The sequence below is a fragment of the Streptomyces sp. NPDC006326 genome, assembly GCF_040612915.1.
Classification (GTDB): Bacteria; Actinomycetota; Actinomycetes; order Streptomycetales; family Streptomycetaceae; genus Streptomyces.
Window position 1 is genome coordinate 98819 of sequence record NZ_JBEXRC010000002.1, and the last position, 17477, is coordinate 116295.

Annotated in this window: 14 protein-coding genes and 2 tRNA genes; 4 read left to right on the forward strand and 12 right to left on the reverse strand. The window is 73.3% G+C overall.

Going from position 1 to position 17477, the window contains the following annotated elements; all coding sequences use genetic code 11:
* Nucleotides 1-84: 84 nt before the first annotated feature.
* From ABZ128_RS02150 to ABZ128_RS02185, 8 genes are all read right to left on the reverse strand, one after another.
* A complete protein-coding gene (locus ABZ128_RS02150) occupies nt 85-2301 on the reverse strand; it encodes a glycosyltransferase family 39 protein (RefSeq protein WP_356845545.1) in 2217 nt (738 codons plus the stop codon).
* Nucleotides 2298-3566, reverse strand: coding sequence for a bifunctional glycosyltransferase family 2/GtrA family protein (locus tag ABZ128_RS02155; protein WP_356845546.1), 1269 nt, complete (start codon nt 3564-3566; stop codon nt 2298-2300). Before ABZ128_RS02155 ends, ABZ128_RS02150 begins: the two co-directional genes overlap by 4 nt.
* Nucleotides 3567-3591: 25 nt before the next feature.
* Entirely contained in the window at nt 3592-5238 is a 1647-nt protein-coding gene (locus tag ABZ128_RS02160; protein WP_356845547.1) for a HAMP domain-containing sensor histidine kinase, read from the reverse strand.
* A gap of 5 nt (nt 5239-5243) precedes the next feature.
* Nucleotides 5244-6011, reverse strand: coding sequence for a response regulator transcription factor (locus ABZ128_RS02165; RefSeq protein ID WP_356845548.1), 768 nt, complete (start codon nt 6009-6011; stop codon nt 5244-5246).
* A gap of 69 nt (nt 6012-6080) precedes the next feature.
* Complete coding sequence (locus ABZ128_RS02170; protein ID WP_356845549.1) at nt 6081-6968, reverse strand: amidohydrolase family protein; 888 nt, start codon at nt 6966-6968, stop codon at nt 6081-6083.
* Nucleotides 6952-7290 (reverse strand): antibiotic biosynthesis monooxygenase, encoded by a 339-nt coding sequence (locus ABZ128_RS02175; protein ID WP_356845550.1) that lies wholly within the window; start codon nt 7288-7290, stop codon nt 6952-6954. Before ABZ128_RS02175 ends, ABZ128_RS02170 begins: the two co-directional genes overlap by 17 nt.
* A 110-nt stretch (nt 7291-7400) precedes the next feature.
* Nucleotides 7401-8315, reverse strand: a complete 915-nt coding sequence (locus tag ABZ128_RS02180; RefSeq protein ID WP_356845551.1) for a DUF2797 domain-containing protein — start codon at nt 8313-8315, stop codon at nt 7401-7403.
* Nucleotides 8312-8746 (reverse strand): Lrp/AsnC family transcriptional regulator, encoded by a 435-nt coding sequence (locus ABZ128_RS02185; RefSeq protein WP_356845552.1) that lies wholly within the window; start codon nt 8744-8746, stop codon nt 8312-8314. The genes ABZ128_RS02180 and ABZ128_RS02185 overlap by 4 nt, the downstream gene beginning before the upstream one ends.
* Before the next feature lie 116 nt (nt 8747-8862).
* Here ABZ128_RS02185 and ABZ128_RS02190 point away from each other — a divergent pair, with 116 nt between their 5' ends.
* Complete coding sequence (locus ABZ128_RS02190; RefSeq protein WP_356845553.1) at nt 8863-9774, forward strand: SMP-30/gluconolactonase/LRE family protein; 912 nt, start codon at nt 8863-8865, stop codon at nt 9772-9774.
* 48 nt (nt 9775-9822) lie between these two features.
* On the opposite strand, the gene ABZ128_RS02195 is transcribed toward ABZ128_RS02190, so the two are convergent.
* From ABZ128_RS02195 to ABZ128_RS02205, 3 genes are all read right to left on the reverse strand, one after another.
* Nucleotides 9823-10188 (reverse strand): PH domain-containing protein, encoded by a 366-nt coding sequence (locus ABZ128_RS02195; protein ID WP_356845554.1) that lies wholly within the window; start codon nt 10186-10188, stop codon nt 9823-9825.
* Nucleotides 10189-10371: 183 nt separating this feature from the next.
* Nucleotides 10372-10444 (reverse strand) — tRNA-Arg (locus ABZ128_RS02200).
* 228 nt (nt 10445-10672) lie between these two features.
* Nucleotides 10673-10764 (reverse strand) — tRNA-Ser (locus ABZ128_RS02205).
* Nucleotides 10765-11006: 242 nt separating this feature from the next.
* On the opposite strand from ABZ128_RS02205, the gene ABZ128_RS02210 reads away from it, so the two are divergent.
* The 3 genes from ABZ128_RS02210 (at nt 11007) to ABZ128_RS02220 (ending at nt 15539) form a co-directional block, all read left to right on the forward strand.
* Nucleotides 11007-11432 carry an SSI family serine proteinase inhibitor gene (locus ABZ128_RS02210; protein WP_356845555.1) on the forward strand — a complete coding sequence of 142 codons (426 nt, stop codon included), beginning with the start codon at nt 11007-11009 and terminating at the stop codon, nt 11430-11432.
* Nucleotides 11433-11551: 119 nt separating this feature from the next.
* On the forward strand, nt 11552-14950 hold the full coding sequence (locus tag ABZ128_RS02215) for a PAS domain-containing protein (RefSeq protein ID WP_356845556.1): 3399 nt from the start codon (nt 11552-11554) through the stop codon (nt 14948-14950).
* A 13-nt stretch (nt 14951-14963) separates the two neighbouring features.
* Nucleotides 14964-15539 carry an antibiotic biosynthesis monooxygenase gene (locus ABZ128_RS02220; protein WP_356845557.1) on the forward strand — a complete coding sequence of 192 codons (576 nt, stop codon included), beginning with the start codon at nt 14964-14966 and terminating at the stop codon, nt 15537-15539.
* Nucleotides 15540-15627: 88 nt separating this feature from the next.
* Here ABZ128_RS02220 and ABZ128_RS02225 read toward each other — a convergent pair whose 3' ends face one another.
* The gene (locus ABZ128_RS02225) at nt 15628-17277 is read right to left on the reverse strand and encodes a long-chain fatty acid--CoA ligase (protein WP_356845558.1); all 1650 of its coding nucleotides are present in this window, start codon (nt 17275-17277) and stop codon (nt 15628-15630) included.
* Between the last annotated feature and the right edge of the window lie 200 nt (nt 17278-17477).

The window sequence follows — 17477 nt, forward strand, 5'->3', positions numbered from 1 at the left end:
ACCCTCCTCACAACAGCTGGATCAGCCCGGAATGCCCGGTCCGCCCACTTGATGCTAGAGGGTGCCCCTCGCGTTCCGCCTGGTTCAGGACGGGGTGGACGCGCCGTTCAGAGGCGCCGTCAGGTCGTAGAACGTGGCGGTGCCAACCGTGACGGAGCGGAAGTTGGCCCGTACCCAGTTCGCGATGGCGGTGCTCGTGGAGCCACCGGGGCCGCCGGGGCCGCCGCCGCGCATGCCCTCGCCGCCGGAGCCGTTGCCCTCACCGATGAAGTAGTGGATCCGCCCGGCCTTCACGTACTGCTGGAACTTCGCCAGGGTCGGCGACGGGTCGCTGCCGTTGAATCCGCCGACGGGCATGACCGGTTGACCGGAGGCCAGCTGGTAGCCAGCCGCGTTCTGGGCGCCGACGGCGGCCGCCGCCCAGGTGTAGGCGTCCGCGTCCTTGCGCAGCGCCGCCGTGGCCTGTGCGCTGGGCTTCGTACCGTTCAACAGGCCGCCGGGCCCGCCCGCGGAACCACCCCGCCCGGCACGCCCGCCGGGAACTGCGGCGGCTCCGGGTGCCCCGGCGCCGAGGGGGCCGCCGCCCGGGAATCCCCGGGCCCGGTTGCCCGGCGAGCCCCCGGGGCCGGCCTGCGGACCGCCTTGCCGGCCCTGCGGCCCCTGGCCCTGCTGCCCCTGCCCCGGGCCCTGACCCGGGCCCTGCGCGGCGCCCGGCGGCAGGTCCCCGCCCCCGGGGAACCGCATGCCCATCCGGCCGCCCGCGACCGCCGGCCCGGCTGTCACGATCGACCCTCCGCGCGCGGAGTCCACGGTGGTCAGGCAGTACGCGAGCGGACCGGCCAGGGCGGCGCCCAGGCCCAGGGCCGCCGCTCCCAGCGCGAAGCGCCGGCCGAGCCGGGCTCCGAGGAGCAGCCCGAGGGCGGCGGCCGCACCGGCCGCCAGGACCGTCCAGCGCAGCCACGGCAGATAGCCGGAGGAGCGCCCCAGCAGGACGTACGACCACACCGCGGTCAGCGCGAGGGTCCCGGACAGCGTGAGCGCGGCGGCCCGGCTGCCCCGTTCCTCCCACAGCAGCGCGGTGCCCATCCCGACGAGCGCCGCGACGAAGGGCGCCAGCGCCACGGTGTAGTACTCGTGGAAGATGCCCTGCATGTAGCTGAAGACGAGGGCGGTGATCAGCAGCGCCCCGCCCCACACCAGGAATGCGGCGCGGGCCATGCCCTCCAGGGAGTCGGCGGCGCGGCGGGCCCGCCAGGTGATCACCAGTCCGGCCACCAGCATGATCAGGGCCGCGGGCAGCAGCCAGGAGATCTGACCGCCGATGTTGGCCGAGAAGAGCCGGTCGATGCCGGTCTCCCCCCAGCCGCCGCCTCCGCCCCCGGCGCCTCCGGGGCGGCCACCGCCGCCGACGCTGCCGGTCTCGTTGCCGTTGATCCGGCCGAGCCCGTTGTAGCCGAGGGTCAGCTCCAGGAAGGAATTGGTCTGCGAGCCGCCGATGTACGGGCGGGAGGACGCGGGCCAGAGCTCCACGATCGCCACCCACCAGCCGCCCGCCACCACCGTCGCGGCACCGGCGAGCAGCAGTTGCCCGAGCCGGCGGCGCAGGCGGGTGGGCGCGCAGACGGCGTACACGAGGGCGAGCGGCGGCAGGATGACGAAGGCCTGCAGGGTCTTGGTCAGGAAGGCGAAGCCGATCGCGACCCCCGCCCCGACCAGCCATGCCGTGTGGGCGCCGTCGAGCGCGCGCAGGACGCAGGCGACGGTGACCGTCAGCAGCAGGGTCAGCAGCGCGTCGGGGTTGTTGAAACGGAACATCAGCGCGGCGACGGGGGTCAGCGCGAAGACCGCGCCGCTGAGCAGGGCCGCCGCGGGCCCGAAGTGGCGGCGCACCGCGGCGTATAGCACGGCCGTGGTGCCGACGCCCATCAGGGCCTGTGGGACGAGGATCTGCCAGGAGCCGAGCCCGAACAGCCGCACGGACAGGGCCATCGGCCACAGGGCGGCCGGGGGCTTGTCGACGGTGATGGAGTTCCCGGCGTCCGACGAGCCGAAGAAGAAGGCCTTCCAGCTCTCGCTGCCCGCCTGGACGGCCGCGGAGTAGAAGGAGTTGGCATAGCCGGAGGCGCCCAGGTTCCACAGCAGCAGGACGGCGGTGGCCAGGAGCAGCGCCGCGTACGCGGGACGCTCCCAGCGGGGGCGCTCCCGGTGCGCGTGCACCGCCTCACCGGCGCTCGCCTGCCGCTGCGGGGTCGTGGCCCGTTCCGGGAACGGGGAGTCCAGGGGTGGTACGGCCGTGGTCATCGGATGTCGTCCTTCACAGGGGTCGTGCGCCGCTCGGGGAAGACCCAGGCGCGGAAGAGCAGGAACCGCAGCACGGTGGCGGCGAGGTTGGCCGTGATCAGGACGGCCAGTTCGGTGCTGTGGGCGGGGCGGGAGGTGGCGGCGCCGAGGGCCGCGAGGGAGCCGCTGGTCAGCGCCAGGCCGACGGCGAACACGACGAGCCCCTGCGCCTGGTGGCGGACGGCCCTGGCCCGGCCCCGGACCCCGAAGGTGAGCCGGCGGTTGGCCGCGGTGTTCGCGACGGCGGAGAGCAGCAGGGCGGCGGCGTTGGCGGGCTGCGGGCCGGTGCCGAGCCGGAAGAGGGAGTACAGGAGCAGGTAGCCGAGGGTGGACAGCACGCCGACGGCGCAGAAGCCGAGCAGCTGGCGGGCCAGCCCGCTCGGCAGTCCCGGCAGGGCGCTGCGGTCGCGCGGGTCGTCGCCGAAGGGACGGGCGAGCCGGTCGAGCGGCAGTGCGCCCACGGCCAGGGCCCGGCCCACCCGCCAGACGCCCTTGAGGTCCTCGGCGGCGGTCTTCACGAGGTGGACCGTGGAGTCGGGGTCGTCGACCCAGTCCACCGGCACCTCGTGGATCCGCAGTCCGGCCCGCTCGGCGAGCACCAGCATCTCGGTGTCGAAGAACCAGCCCGAGTCCTCCACGAGCGGCAGCAGGCGCTGGGCGACGTCCCGCCGGATGGCCTTGAACCCGCACTGGGCGTCACTGAACCGGGCGGCGAGCGAGGACCGCAGGAGCAGGTTGTAGGCGCGGGAGACGAACTCCCGCTTGGCTCCGCGCACCACCCGTGAGGAGCGGGCGAGGCGGGTGCCGATGGCGAGGTCGGAGTGCCCTGAGATCAGCGGGGCGACCAGCGGCAACAGCGCGTTGAGGTCGGTGGAGAGGTCCACGTCCATGTAGGCGAGGACGGGGGCCTCGGAGCGGGACCAGACGGTGCGCAGGGCGCGGCCGCGGCCCTTCTCCTCCAGACGGGTGCTGCGTACGCCCTCGACGGTGCCCGCAAGGGCGGCCGCGACCTGCGGGGTGCGGTCGGTGCTCGCGTTGTCGGCGATCGTGATCCGGAAGGGGTACGGGAAGGTACGGGTGAGGTGGTCGTGGAGCCGGCGCACGCACGGGCCGAGGTCCTTCTCCTCGTTGAAGACCGGGATCACCACGTCGAGTACGGGCTCGCCGGGCACGGGCGCGAGGTGCGACCGAGCGGGGAGGGCGCCCAGAGAGGTGTCGATTGGCATGCCCCGACCCTCGCCCGGCGGGCTGTCACCGCTGTGTGCTGAGCCTGTGCCTTGACTGTGAGTTCTGCGTCTGGGCGTTCCGCGTCTGGGAGGTCTGCGTCTGGGGGGTCAGCGCATTGGGCATCCGGGCGTTGTGCGACGGTCGGTTCCGCCTGGGGCGCTCCGGGTCCGCGGCCAGGGGCAGCAGGACCTCGAAGCAGGTCCGCCCCGGCTCGCTGCGTACGTCGACCCGCCCGTCGTGCGCGGTCACCACGGCCTCGACGATGGCGAGGCCGAGGCCGGTGGAGCCCGCGTTGCGCGAGCGCGAGGCGTCACCGCGCGCGAACCGCTCGAAGACGTGGGGGAGCAGGGTGGGCGGGATGCCGGGCCCGTCGTCCTCGATCCGCAGCCGGACGGCGGATGTTTCACGTGAAACATGGGCCGTGACGGTGGTGCCGGGCGGGGTGTGTGTGCGGGCGTTGGCCAGCAGGTTGACCAGGACCTGCTGGATCCGGGCCGGGTCGGCGCGGACGGGCGCGGGCTCGTCGGGGAGGGTCAGCCGCCAGTGGTGTTCGGGCCCGGCGGCCCGGGCGTCGCTGACGGCGTCGATGACGAGCGGGGCCAGGTCGGTGTCGGTGGAGCAGAGCGGACGGCCCGCGTCGAGCCGGGCCAGCAGCAGCAGGTCCTCCACGAGCCCGGTCATCCGGGTCGCCTCCGACTCGATGCGGCCCAGGGCGTGCCGGGTGTCGGGGCCGGTCTCCTCCCGGCCCCGGCGGGTCAGTTCGGCGTATCCGCGGATGGAGGCGAGCGGGGTGCGCAGCTCGTGGCTGGCGTCGGCGACGAACTGGCGGACCCGCATCTCGCTCTGCTGGCGGGCGGTGAGGGCGGAGGAGACGTGGCCCAGCATCCGGTTGAGGGCTGCGCCGACCTGGCCGACCTCGGTGCGCGGATCGGCCTCGGCGTCCGGCACCCGCTCGTGGAGGGCCGGTTCGCCGCTGTGCAGCGGAAGTTCGGAGACACGGGTGGCGGTGGCCGCCACCCGGCGCAGCGGACGCAGGGCGACCCCGACCAGGGCCTGTCCGGCGAGGGAGGCGGCGATCAGACCGGCCAGGGTCACGAAGACCTCGACGGCGATCAGGGTGCTCACGGTGGAGTCGACCTCGGCGAGCGGGAAGCCGAGGATCAGGCTGCCGTCGGGGGCGGTCAGCGCCCGGTAGGCACCGAGCCCCGGCACGTCCAGGTCGACGGCCTCGGGCCGGTCCTGTCCGGCGGCCTTGCGGGCGGCCCGCTCGAAGGCGGCCGCCTGGACCGCGGTGAGGGGCCGGCGGGGCTCGTACCCGGGGCCGCCGACGGCTGCGCTGCGGCCGCCGGTACCGACGGCCCGGCCGTTGGCGTCGAGCCGGATCCCGGCGGTGCCGAGCGGGCTGCCGGGACCCAGGATGAAGGCGTCCTTGTCGCGGGCGGCCTTCGCCGCTCCGGCGCCGTGGGTCGCCATCTCGACGGAGACGCGCAGCTGCTCGTCGAGCTTGTCGACGAGGTAGGAGCGCAGCGCGAGGGTGGTGACGGCCCCGATGGCCGCGCCCACGACCGCGATCAAGGCCACCGCCGAGACCACGAGCCGGGCCCGCAGGGACCAGGACCGCGGCGTGCGCAGCGGGCGGGCACCCCCGAATGCGGGGCGGGGCAGTCGCACGGGCACTACTCGGCCGGCTTGATCAGGTATCCGGCGCCTCGCCGGGTGTGGATCATCGGGGGCAGGCCCGGACCGCTCTCCAGCTTCCGCCGCAGGTAGGAGATGTACAGCTCGACGACATTGGCCTGGCCGCCGAAGTCGTAGGACCACACCCGGTCCAGGATCTGGGCCTTGCTCAGCACGCGCCGCGGGTTGCGCATCAGGTAGCGCAGCAGCTCGAACTCGGTGGCGGTCAGGTGGATCTCCTGACCGCCCCGGGACACCTCGTGGCTGTCCTCGTCGAGCCGCAGGTCACCCACGGCCAGTACGGAGCCGCCGCGCGCGGCCTGCGCCGCACCCGAGCGGCGGACCAGTCCGCGCAGCCGGGCCACGACCTCCTCCAGGCTGAACGGCTTGGTGACGTAGTCGTCGCCGCCCGCCGTGAGACCGGCGATCCGGTCCTCGACGGAGTCCTTGGCGGTCAGGAACAGCACCGGGACCTGCGGGAGCTCCCGGCGCAGCCGGCCGAGCACGGCCAGCCCGTCCATGTCGGGGAGCATGATGTCGAGCACCACGACGTCCGGCCGGAAGTCCCGTGCGGTCCGTACCGCGCCGGCCCCGTCCCCCGCGCTGCGGACCTCGCAGCCCTCGTAGCGCAGGGCCATGGACAGCAGCTCGGAGAGCGAGGCCTCGTCGTCGACGACGAGCACCCGGCACGGGGAGCCGTCGGGACGTACGAGGGCGGTGGGCGTGCCGGCGGACGTGGACGCGTGGGAGGTGGTCGTCGCTGTCATACGACCACGCTGGCCGCCGCCTCTGAGAGCGTTCTTGTCCCTCCCTGTGAATTTCCTGAGAAACGCCCCTCAGGGGGTGGGTCCCAGTCCGAACAGGCGGGCTCCGTTGTCGTGGCAGACCGCGCGCAGCCAGTCGTCGCCGAGGCCGAGCCGTTCGAGGGCGAGGAGCTGGTGTTCGTAGGGGTAGGGGATGTTCGGGAAGTCGGTGCCGAGGAGGATCCGGTCGCCGAGGTCCGCCAGCCGTCCGAGGTCCCCCGGCGGGAACCCGCTGAACTGCTCGGAGAAGTCGGTGAAGGCCATGGTGGTGTCCAGCCGCACCTCGGGGTGGCGGTCGGCCAGGTCCAGGAAGTCGGCGTACTCCGGCATGCCCATGTGCGCGACGATCAGCGGCAGCCGCGGGTGGCGGGCGAGCAGCCGGGCGATCGGCTCGGGCCCGGTGTACTTGCCGGGGACGGGACCCGAACCGCAGTGGATCACGGTCGGGATCCGGGCCTCGGCGAGCAGGCCCCAGACGGGTTCGAGCCGCTCGTCGTTCGGGTCGTAACCGCCGACCTGGAGGTGCGCCTTGAAGACCCGGGCGCCCGCCTCGACGGCCTGGCGGACGTACGCGGCCGCCTGCTCCTCGGGGAAGAAGGTCGCGGTGTGCAGGCAGTCGGGCGTGCGGGCGGCGAAGTCCGCGGACCAGGAGTTGAGCCAGGCGGCCATCTCCGGCTTGTGCGGGTAGAGCATGGAGGTGAAGGCGCGGACCCCGAACGCGCGCAGCAGCGCGACCCGCTGCTCCTCTTCGTGCCGGTAGGTGATCGGCCAGGCGACGCCGGTCAGCGGGCCGACCGCGTCGAAGTAGTCCCACACCTTCTCCAGGACCCGCGCGGGCATGAAGTGCGTGTGGACATCGACGAGTCCGGGCAGCCCGAGCCGCTCCCGGAAGGCGCGGACCGCCTCAGTCGTTGCGGGCAAAGCCGTGACTCCGCTCGACGGTGGCGACGTGCAGGGTGTAGCTCTCGTACCAGTCGGCGCGGCCCTGCTTCATGGCCGCCTGGTGCTCCAGGTCCTGCCGCCACAGAGCCAGGGACTCGTGGTCGCGGAAGTAGGCGACCGTGATGCCGAGGCCGCCGGGGGTCCGGGCGGACTCGTAGCCCAGGAAGCCGGGATTGCCCCGGACGATCTCGTTCATCCGGGCGAGGGTCTCCGGGTACCCGGTGTCGTCGGGTGTGCGGACGTTGCTGAACACCGCCATCACATAAGGCGGTTCGAAAGCCGGTACGGGCTGGATGGTCATGGCCACCACCCTCGGCGCCGACCCCCCGGCCTGTCCACAGCTAACAGGCCCGGGAGGCCAAAGGGATCCAAGTTTTGACCCGCCGACCAGGGCCGTGGTCGCGGCGTCGGTCAGAAGAGACCGTCCTGCCCGCCGCCGTCGCCGCGGTCCCCGGGGGGCATGAGCGGGATCCCGGCGACCGGCACCCCGGCCGCGCCCTCGACGGCATCGGCACCGGGGGCGACGAGTTCCCATCCGGCCAGCAGGCGGGTGTCGACCACGAGCCCGTCCGCGAAGTGCAGATCGGGGCCCGCCGCGGCGACGAGGCGGCCGACGACGGTCCCGCCGGGCGCCATCGCGGTGACCACCGTCGTCGGGGCGGGCAGTCCGGCGGGACCCGCCAGCCCGAAGGCGCCCGCGTTGTCGGCGACTTCGCAGCCGAGGCGGTCCAGCGACTCCGGCCATCCCTCCAGCGCGCCGGCCCTGGCATGCAGCTCGGCGACCTCCCGGGCCCGCTCCTCGACGGCCGGCAGGTGCCCTCGTACGGCGCGCTTGCGGGCGTACGCGATCCGGTCCGGCACCCCGAGGGCGGCCCGCAGCAGTTCCTCGGTGCGGCGGGCGGCCATCAGCGGCCCCCGACCCAGCCAGGCCCAGGTCACCGCCCCCTGCTCCAGCAGCCTCACCGGGCCGCGCTCCTCGACGGTGATGCCGACTTTGACCATGCCCGGCCCGAACCAGGCCAGGTAGACCCGGTACGGACGCGGATCGGCGGCGTTGGTGTCGGCAGCCACCGAGAACGACCGGTCCAGGCGGGCGCATTCGGGGCACTGGGCGTTCCCCGCCCGGGCGGGCACGGTCGCGGTGGTGGGACACGGGGTCCGCTTCCCGGCCCGGCGCACCCCCAGGCAGCGCCGCTCCCCGCGCGCCGCGAACGCCGGGCGCTGTCCGTAGACGAGCGGGCTGGTGCGCTCGCCGCGCCCCTCGGCGTACCACCCGACGGCGGGCCGCCCGTCGTTCCACCGGATCCCGGTGCACCACCAGGTCACAGCGGCAGGGCCCGCTCGAAGAAGGTCTCCAGGACGACGGTGGCGTGCGTACCGCTGACCCCTTCGATGGCGTAGAGGCGCCGCAGCACGTCCTGGAGCTGCTCGGTGGAGGCCGTACGCACCTTGACCAGGACGGACGCACTGCCCGCGATGATGTGCGCCTCCTGGATCTCGGCGATGGCCTCGAACGCGGGGCGGGAGTCCCCCATCCAGGCGTTGGAGTCGACCATCACGTAGGCGAGCACCCCGCTCCCGACGGCCGCGGGATCCACGTCGATCGTCGTGCGGCGGATGACCCCCCGTTCGCGCAGCTTGCGTACGCGCTCGTGCGTGGCTCCGGCCGAGAGTCCGACGGCGGCGCCGAGGGCGGCGTACGACTGGCCCGCGTCCTGCTGCAGACGCAGGACGAGCGCCCGGTCGATGTCGTCCACGCGATCTTCCCTTCCCAACCCGATGTCCATGGAATCCCTTGCGCAGACGGTACATGATCCTGCAATCTCACCCCTGAGCCGAACACCATTCGGCGTTCCATACCCCAGGGGGAAGCATGTCATCCATTGCCGATCTCAACCTGTACGAGATCCTGGACGAGCGCTTCCGCACCGGCCGCTGCGCCAACGGCGACGCGCGCCTGGAGCGGCTGCACGACGACTGCCGCTGGGCGGAGGGCCCGCTGTACCTGCCGGCCTGGCGGCAGCTGGTCTGGAGCGACATCCCCAACGACCGCATGCTGCGCTGGGACGAGGCGACCGGCGCGGTCTCCGTCTTCCGCACCCCGGCCGGCCACCCCAACGGCAACACCCTGGACCGCGAGGGCCGCCTGATCACCTGCGAGCAGGGCAACCGGCGCGTGACCCGCACCGAACCGGACGGCACCCTCACCGTGATCGCCGACCGCTTCGAGGGCAAGCGCCTCAACAGCCCGAACGACGCGGTGGTCCGCTCGGACGGCTCGATCTGGTTCTCCGACCCGGACTTCGGCATCACCAGCGACTACGAGGGCCACCGCGCGGAGAGCGAGATCGGCGCCTGCAACCTCTACCGGGCCGACCCGGCGACCGGCGAGGTACGCCTGGTCGCCGACGGCTTCCTCGGCCCCAACGGCCTGGTCTTCTCCCCGGACGAGAGCGAGCTCTACGCCGCGGACACCCGGGCCGGCCACATCCGCGCCTTCAAGGTCACCGACGAGGGCACCCTGACCGGCGACCGCGTCTTCGCGACCTGCCGCCCCGTCGACAACATCCGCTTCGACGACCAGGGCCGGCTGTGGGCGGCGGCGATGGAGAACGGCGTGCACTGCCACGCCCCGGACGGCACCCTGATCGGCCGCATCCGCGTCCCCGAACCGGTCTCGAACATCGCCTTCGGCGGCCCGAAGAACAACCGCCTCTTCATCACCGCGACCACGTCGCTCTACTCCCTGGTCCTCTCGGTGACCGGCCTCCCCCGCGTCCTGTGAGCGGCCACCGGACCCTCGCGGTAGCCCCCGGCCCACCGGACCCGGGGGCTACCGGGCGACGAACTGGGTGAGGATCGCCTGCACCTCGTAGATGTCCACGCCCTTGGTGAACGTCTTCTCGATCGGGGCCGCGCTGCCGGAGAGCCAGATCTTCAGCTCGGCGTCGAGGTCGAAGTGGCCGGCGGTCTCGACCGAGAAGTGCGTGATGCTCCGGTACGGGATGGAGTGGTACTCCACCTTCTTCCCGGTGAGCCCCTGCTTGTCGACCAGCACCAGCCGCCGGTCGGTGAACAGGATGGTGTCCCGTATCAGCAGGAACGCGGCATGCACCTGCTCCCCGTGCCCGAGCAGCCGCGCGTAGTCGCGCTGCGCCGACACCGGATCGACGGTGTGCGCGTTGCCGAACAGTCCCATGAGAGTCCCCCCTGCGGTTTCGACGGATCTCCCCGCACGGTACCCACGCCCCCGCCCGAGATCGTCCCCCACCGGACGGACCCCCACCCCGAACCCCGTCCGGGGTCCCCCTCCTCACAGAGGAGGACGGGCCCCCCGGCAACGCAAGAGGCCCCCCGGCGAACCGGGGGGCCTCTTCGGCTGTGCACTCGGCAGGATTCGAACCTGCAACCTTCTGATCCGTAGTCAGATGCTCTATCCGTTAAGCTACGAGTGCTTGGGCTTCTCGGGGTTTTTCGCCCCGTTGGCCTTGCGAGAACAACAATACATGGACCTCGGCGGGACGCGAAATCCGTTATCCAAACCGGCCCTGACCTGCGAAAACGCTCCCAAGCGAGATCATCCGGCCCGGTTCGCACGGGCGTCGGGCAGGTGTTGGGGCGGAAGGCACTGGCCGGAATGCACCGAAGCCCCGGTCCGTGGGGACCGGGGCTTCGGTGAGGTGCGGAGGCGGAGGGATTTGAACCCTCGATGGGGGGGTAAGCCCCAAACCGCATTAGCAGTGCGGCGCCATAGACCGGACTAGGCGACGCCTCCAGCACACCCCCGCGTACGAGGGTGCGTGCAGATGATGACACAGTCGCAGGGCCGGTCACCAATCCGCTCCCACGGTACTAGGACAGCTGGCCCCGGAGCAAAGCCTTAAGCACGCGCGGAGCACGTTGCCTGCACTCCGGTGCGCCCCCACGCCCCCGGCACCCCGGCGGGCCGTACGCAACGTCGGCACCCGCCGCGTCGTTGGGCAGGCGTACGACGTACGGACGACCTGGAGTGCCCCCATGCTGCGTCTCGCCGCCTTCGCCGTCACCTCCGCCCTGGCCGCCACGGCCGCGGGGCCGCTTCCCCCGCTGCCGCTGGGCCGCCTGCTGGCGACACCCGACCGGCTGGTCATCGCCGTCTCCGGCACCGGCAACCCCCTGGCCGACGGCGAGTACCGGCTTGAGTGCGATCCCGTCGGCGGGAACCACCCCGAGGCCGAAGGAGCCTGCGCCCGCCTCGACCAGCTCGCGAAGGAGGGCAAGGACCCCTTCGCCCCGGCCGACAAGCGGCAGATGTGCACCATGCAGGACGGCGGGCCGGCCACCGCGCGCATCACCGGAACGTGGCAAGGCCGCAGGGTGGACGCCGTGTTCCAGCGGACGAACGGGTGCGAGATCGCACGTTGGAACGAGTTGGAACCTGTGCTTCCGGGTAAGCGCTCCTGACCTGGGAGGATGCAGGGGACGCGCGGGATCAGCGCGCCATCGGCCACCTCGGGCCGGGGCCGTGCCCTTAGACTCCTCCCGTGACATGCCGGTAGTCGTGGTCAGGGAGGAAGCTCGTCGTGAGCAGCAGGCCATCCCGAGGCGCTGCTCGCCTCGCAGCAATACTCGACGCACTCCCGGACGCGCTGGTGCTCGTCAACGCCAACGGCACGGTGGTCAACGCCAATTCGATCGCCCTTGAGGTGATGGAGAGCCCCGGCACCGCCCTCGTCGGACGCGGCGTACTGGACCTCCTTCCCGACTTCGACTCCAAGCTGATCCCCGGCTCCATGCGCCGGCCCGGCGAGGACGAGGGCGGCCGCGCCAAGCCCAAGCGGATGATCGCGCGCCGCACCGACGGCTCCGAGTTCCCCGTCGAGGTCACCGCCGCCCACCTCGACGGCCGCGACGCCTACCGCGAACCGCAGCCGTACACCGGTGACGAGCTGCTGATGCTCGTCGTCCGCGATCTCTCCGAGACCGTGGACACCGAGGCCGAGCTCGCGCGCTCGCAGCGGCAGACCGAGATGATCCTGCGGGCCGCCGCCGAGGGCGTCGTCGGCACGGACACCGAGGGCCGGGTCGTCCTCGTCAACCCGGCCGCCGCGCAGATCCTCGGCTACCGCGCCACCGACCTCGGCAACCGGGAGCTGCACGGGCTCGTCCAGCACTCCCGGGCCGACGGCTCGCCGTTCCCCTTCGAGGAGTCCCCGCTCGCCGACACCCTGCGCAGCGGGCGCAAGCACCGGGTGCGCGGGCAGGTGCTGTGGAACAAGGCCGGGCAGCCGGTCGCCGTCGACCTGACCACCTCCCCCGTACGGGACGGCGAACTGCTCGTCGGCGCCGTGATGACCTTCACCGACCGGCGGCCCTACGACGCGCTGGCCGCGCGGCACGCGCAGCTGCTGGCGGTCCTCGGCGAGTCCCTGCGCGGGCCGCTGGAGGAGCTGCGCGGTGAGCTGGCCACGCTCGCCGCGGACGACGCGGGACAGCTCTGGCCGGAGGCCAACCAGCTGCTCCACCACCTGGCCGCCGGGTACTCCCGGATGACCACGCTGGTGGACAACGTGCTCGGCTTCCAGCGGCTCGACGCCGGCAGCGAGAAGCTCAAGAAGAAGAACGTCCTGATCAACGGGGTCGTCGCGGCCGGGGTCGAGGGAGCGGTCGAGCTGATCGGCCCGGGCCGCGTCCAGTTCGCCGTCCACGCCCCGACCATCGAGGCCGAGGTCGACGCGGAGCGGATCGCGACCGCACTGGCGCACCTGGTCGCGGACGTCGCCGGGGTGGACGCCACCGGCAAGACCCCCCAGGGCAGTGGGTACGGCGACTCGACGATCGTGGTCGCCGCCGCTCAGCGCGGGGAGGTCGTACGGATCGAGGTGCGCGGGCCGTACGAGGGCGGGAACCCGGTGCACGAGCCGATCGTGCGGGGCATCGTGACCGAGCACGGAGGCGTCCTGCAGACCGTGGAGGTTCCGGGGGCTCCCGGCGGGGCGTACGTGCTGGAGCTGCCGCTGGGTTCGGGAGCCGGGACGGTGACCCTGCCCGATCCGGAGCCGGAGCCGGAACCGGAGGCCGCCAAGGAGCCGTCGCCGCCCGCGCGGCGGCGGGCCCGGCGCGGCGTGGACGCGTTCCTGGAGGACGCGGCCGAGGAGGCGCAGGCGCCCGGCGGGGCCGAGGGCGGAACCGCGCTGGCGCTGCCGTCGGGCCGGCGGCGTGCGGGCGAGGCGCCGGGTGCCGACGGCGCCGCCGGTACGCCCGGGGCCGGGCCGGAGCTGGCCCAGTCCCCGGTGAACCCGGCGGGTCTGGGGACCGGACGCCGCCGTGGCCGGGCCGGCGACGGCAGCGCAGAGGCCGGGGCGGAAGGCTCCGCCCGGCCCGTAGCGGCGCCGGCCGGCGGCATGCCCGCGCTGCCGCCGGTGCCGGTGGGCCCGCAGCCGACCCCGGTACCGAGCGGGGCTCCGGTGGCCGGGGCGCCGGGCGTGCCCGGGATCCCCTCCGTGCCGCCCCTTCCGCTGACCGGGCATCCCGCCGCGCGGCGTCGCGCCCTCGGCCCGGTGGCGGCGCCCCAGCCGGGCGGTCCCGTGCCCGCGACCGGGCTCGGCCCCACCCCGGCCCCAGCGCGGCCCATCGCCCCCGAGGGCGGTTTCGCCCTTCCCGCGGGCCCGACCCCGGCCCAGGCACCGGCAGCCGTCCCCGCTTCCGCGGATCCCGAAACCGCGGCCGAAGCCGCGGCCGAGGGGACGGGCGAGGCTCCGGCCGGGCGGCGCGCGCGGCGGGTGCTGGGTGCGCCCGGTGCCGCGCCCGAGGCCGGCGCCGCGCAGCCGTCCGCGGCCGCGGCCGCGGCCGCGGAGGAACCCGTACAGCCGACCGGGCGGCGGCGTGCGCTGCCCGCCACCCCTGCGTGGCCCGTTCCCGGCGCCCGCCCCGCACCGGAGAACGAGGCCGCCGGTCCCCTCGCGGTGCCGGGGGCACGTCGGCCCCAGGACGCCCCCGCCGATGCCGCGCAGCCGATCAGCGTGCGCGCCCTCGGCACCCTCGGCCAGGGCATCTCGGTGGACGCGACCGGCGGCGCCGGTGCCACGAGCGGCTCCGGACGCCGACGCCGCCTCGCCGAGCCCGCACCTCAGGGCCGGGCCTTCGCGATAGGAGCCCCGGAGGCGGGCGCCGCCGAGGGCCCCGAGCCGCTGGACGGACCCGGAGGCGCCGTCGAGGTGGTCAACCGGCCCGTGCCGCAGCCCGTGGACGACGAACTGCCCCCGGAGCCGCTGGACAACCCGCGCCGGCTCCTGGTGTGGCCCGCCCCGGACGCACAGACCCAGCAGGCGCTCAGCGACCGCGGCTACCGGCCGGTGATCGTGCACTCGCGCGAGGAGGTGGACGCGCAGATCGCCGCGTTCCCGGCCGCGCTGTTCGTGGACCCGCTGACCGGCCCGATCACCCGTACCGCCCTCCAGTCCCTGCGGCAGGCCGCGGTGGCCGCCGAGGTGCCCGTCCTGGTCACGGCCGGGCTCGGCCACGCCACGCGCGAAGCGGCGTACGGGGCGGACCCCGCCGTCCTGCTCAAGGCGCTCGCGCCGCGCGACAGCGAGCAGCATCCTTCGCGGGTGCTGCTGATCGAGGAGCACGACGAGATCGCGACTGCGCTCACGGCGGCTCTGGAACGCCGCGGCCTTCAGGTCGCGCGGGCGGGCGCCGACACCGACGCGGTGGAACTGGCGACGCAGGTGAGGCCCAACCTGGTGGTCATGGACCTGATGCAGGTGCGCCGTCGACGCGCCGGGATCGTGGACTGGCTCCGTGCCAACGGGCAGCTGAACCGCACGCCGCTGGTCGTCTACACGACCGCCGGCATCGAGGAGTCGCACCTGCCGCGCCTGGCGTCGGGGGAGAGCGTGCTCTTCCTCGCGGAGCGGGCCACCACGGCGGACGTACAGGGCCGCATCGTGGACCTGCTGGCCAAGATCGGCACCAACTAGTCATCCTGGCCCGATGGCCCTCACCGACACCTCCGAGCACACCGTCCCCGCCGACAACGGGGAGGTGAGCCTGCTCATCGCCCGCCAGGTGGAGCCCGGTTACGAGGAGGCGTTCGAAGACTGGGCGCGGGGGATCCTGGAGACCGCGGCGTCCTTCCCGGACCATCTGGGATACGGGCTGTTCCGCCCGGCGGCCGAGGGCGCGCCCTGGTTCCTCGTCCACCGCTTCCGTGATCAGGCGGCCCTGGAGCGCTGGCAGGCGTCCGCCGAGCGGGCGGCCTTCTTCGCGAACTGCGAGGGCCACCACCACACCGAGATAGCCCGGCGTGAACTGCACGGCATGGAGACCTGGTTCGCCAAGCCGGGTACGACCCGGCCCGCGCCGCCGCGGTGGAAGATGGCGATCAGCTCCGGGCTCGCGATCTTCCCTATCTCGCTCGTCGGCAACGCGCTGCTCGGGCCGGTCCTGGTGGATCTGCCCTTCGTGCTGCGCACGGCCGCCTTCGCGGTGGTCTTCAGCACCCTGATGACCTACGTGGCCATGCCCGCAGTCAGCAAGCTGCTGCGGCCATGGCTCACGCGGGGCTGAGCCTTCCGGCGGAGCACCCGGGCGCGTCGCGCGGGCGACGTGACCGGAGGGGCGCCCGGGCGCGTGACCGGATGGGTGCCCGGGTGCGTCAGTCGAGCTTCGTGACGGCCAGCGCGCCCTCCGCGTACTGCTTGCGGATCACCTTCTTGTCGAACTTGCCGACGCTGGTCTTCGGTACGGCCTCGATGAACGTCCAGCGTTCCGGCAGCTGCCATTTGGCGATGGACTGGGCGAGGAAGACGCGCAGCCCCGCGTAGTCCACGCTCGCACCGTTCTTGAGGACCACGGCGGCCAGCGGGCGCTCGCCCCACTTCTCGTCGGGCACGGCGACGACCGCGGCCTCGGCCACCTCGGGGTGCGCCATCAGGGCGTTCTCCAGCTCCACGCTGGAGATCCACTCTCCGCCGGACTTGATGACGTCCTTGGCGCGGTCGGTCAGGGTGAGGTAGCCGTCCGGGCTGATCACGCCGACGTCGCCGGTCTTGAGCCAGCCGTCCGCGCTGAACTTGTCGGTGGGACGCAGGGGTTCGCCGGAGGCGCCCCCGTAGTAGGCGCCCGCGATCCAGGTGCCGCGGACCTCCAGTTCACCGGCCGACTCGCCGTCCCAGGGCAGGATGTCGCCCGCGGGCCCGACCAGACGCGGCTCGACGCCCGCGGGGAAGCGGCCCTGGGTGACCCGGTACGGCCACTCCTCCTCGGCGCTCAGACCGGCCGGGGGGTGCGCCATGGTGCCCAGCGGGGAGGTCTCGGTCATGCCCCAGGCGTGACAGAGGCGGACCCCGAGCTTGTCGTAGGCCTCCATCAGGGAGGGCGGGCAGGCGGCGCCGCCGATGGTGACCTGCTTCATCGAGCTGAGGTCGCGAGGGTTGGCGGTGACCTCGGCCAGCAGTCCCTGCCAGATGGTGGGGACGGCCGCGGCGTGCGAGGGCTTCTCCCGTTCGATCATCTCGGCGAGCGGGGCGGGCTGCAGGAACCGGTCGGGCATCAGCATGTTGATGCCGGTCATGAAGGTGGCGTGCGGCAGGCCCCAGGCGTTCACGTGGAACTGCGGGACGACGACGAGGCTGGTGTCCTTGTCGGTCAGGCCCATCGACTCGGTCATGTTGACCTGCATGGAGTGCAGGTAGATGGAGCGGTGGGAGTAGATGACGCCCTTGGGGTCGCCGGTGGTGCCGGAGGTGTAGCACATGGCGGCGGCCTGGCGCTCGTCCAGCTCCGGCCAGTCGTAGGTGTCGCGGCGGCCCGCGATCAGCTCCTCGTACTCGTGGACGCGCACGTCGAGGCCGTCGAGCGCCGTGCGGTCACCGATCCCGGCGACCACGACGTGTTCGATGGTGGGCAGCTGCGGCAGCAGCGGCGCGAGCAGCGGCAGCAGGCTTCCGTTGACCAGCACGACCCGGTCGGCCGCGTGGTTGACGATGAAGACGAGCTGCTCGGGCGGCAGCCGCAGGTTGAGCGTGTGCAGGACCGCGCCCATGGAGGGAATCGCGAAGTACGCCTCGACGTGCTCGGCGTTGTTCCACATCAGGGTGGCCACCCGGTCGTCCTGCTGGACGCCGAGCTCATCGCGCAGGGCGTTGGCCAGCCGGTGGGCGCGGACACCGATCTCGGCAAAGCTGCGGCGATGCGGCTCGGCCTCCCCGGTCCAGGTCGTGACCTGGGACTTTCCGTGGATCGTCATCCCGTGGCGGAGTATGCGGGTGACGAGGAGCGGTACGTCCTGCATGGTGCTCAGCAAAGCATCCTCCCGGTGGGCGCTGCGGCGCTGCGGCGGCTTCGGATGCAGCCGATTCTGCGCACGTACCGGTCGGCATGTCACTACCCGGAGGTACAAACGCGGCGAGTATTCGCTGTTCGGGCCCATGCGTGGCCTGATGCACAGACCGGAGGCACGCATACGGTGCACCGCGCACAGGGCGACCCGGCTGCGGGTGCATG

What these genes read in the sequence shown, in the direction of transcription:
- ABZ128_RS02150 (WP_356845545.1), bottom strand. Translation starts at nt 2,301, where the DNA reads ATGACCACGGCCGTACCACCCCTGGACTCCCCGTTCCCGGAACGGGCC.
- ABZ128_RS02155 (WP_356845546.1), bottom strand. Translation starts at nt 3,566, where the DNA reads ATGCCAATCGACACCTCTCTGGGCGCCCTCCCCGCTCGGTCGCACCTC.
- ABZ128_RS02165 (WP_356845548.1), bottom strand. Translation starts at nt 6,011, where the DNA reads ATGACAGCGACGACCACCTCCCACGCGTCCACGTCCGCCGGCACGCCC.
- ABZ128_RS02175 (WP_356845550.1), bottom strand. Translation starts at nt 7,290, where the DNA reads ATGACCATCCAGCCCGTACCGGCTTTCGAACCGCCTTATGTGATGGCG.
- ABZ128_RS02190 (WP_356845553.1), top strand. Translation starts at nt 8,863, where the DNA reads ATGTCATCCATTGCCGATCTCAACCTGTACGAGATCCTGGACGAGCGC.
- ABZ128_RS02195 (WP_356845554.1), bottom strand. Translation starts at nt 10,188, where the DNA reads ATGGGACTGTTCGGCAACGCGCACACCGTCGATCCGGTGTCGGCGCAG.
- ABZ128_RS02210 (WP_356845555.1), top strand. Translation starts at nt 11,007, where the DNA reads ATGCTGCGTCTCGCCGCCTTCGCCGTCACCTCCGCCCTGGCCGCCACG.
- ABZ128_RS02220 (WP_356845557.1), top strand. Translation starts at nt 14,964, where the DNA reads ATGGCCCTCACCGACACCTCCGAGCACACCGTCCCCGCCGACAACGGG.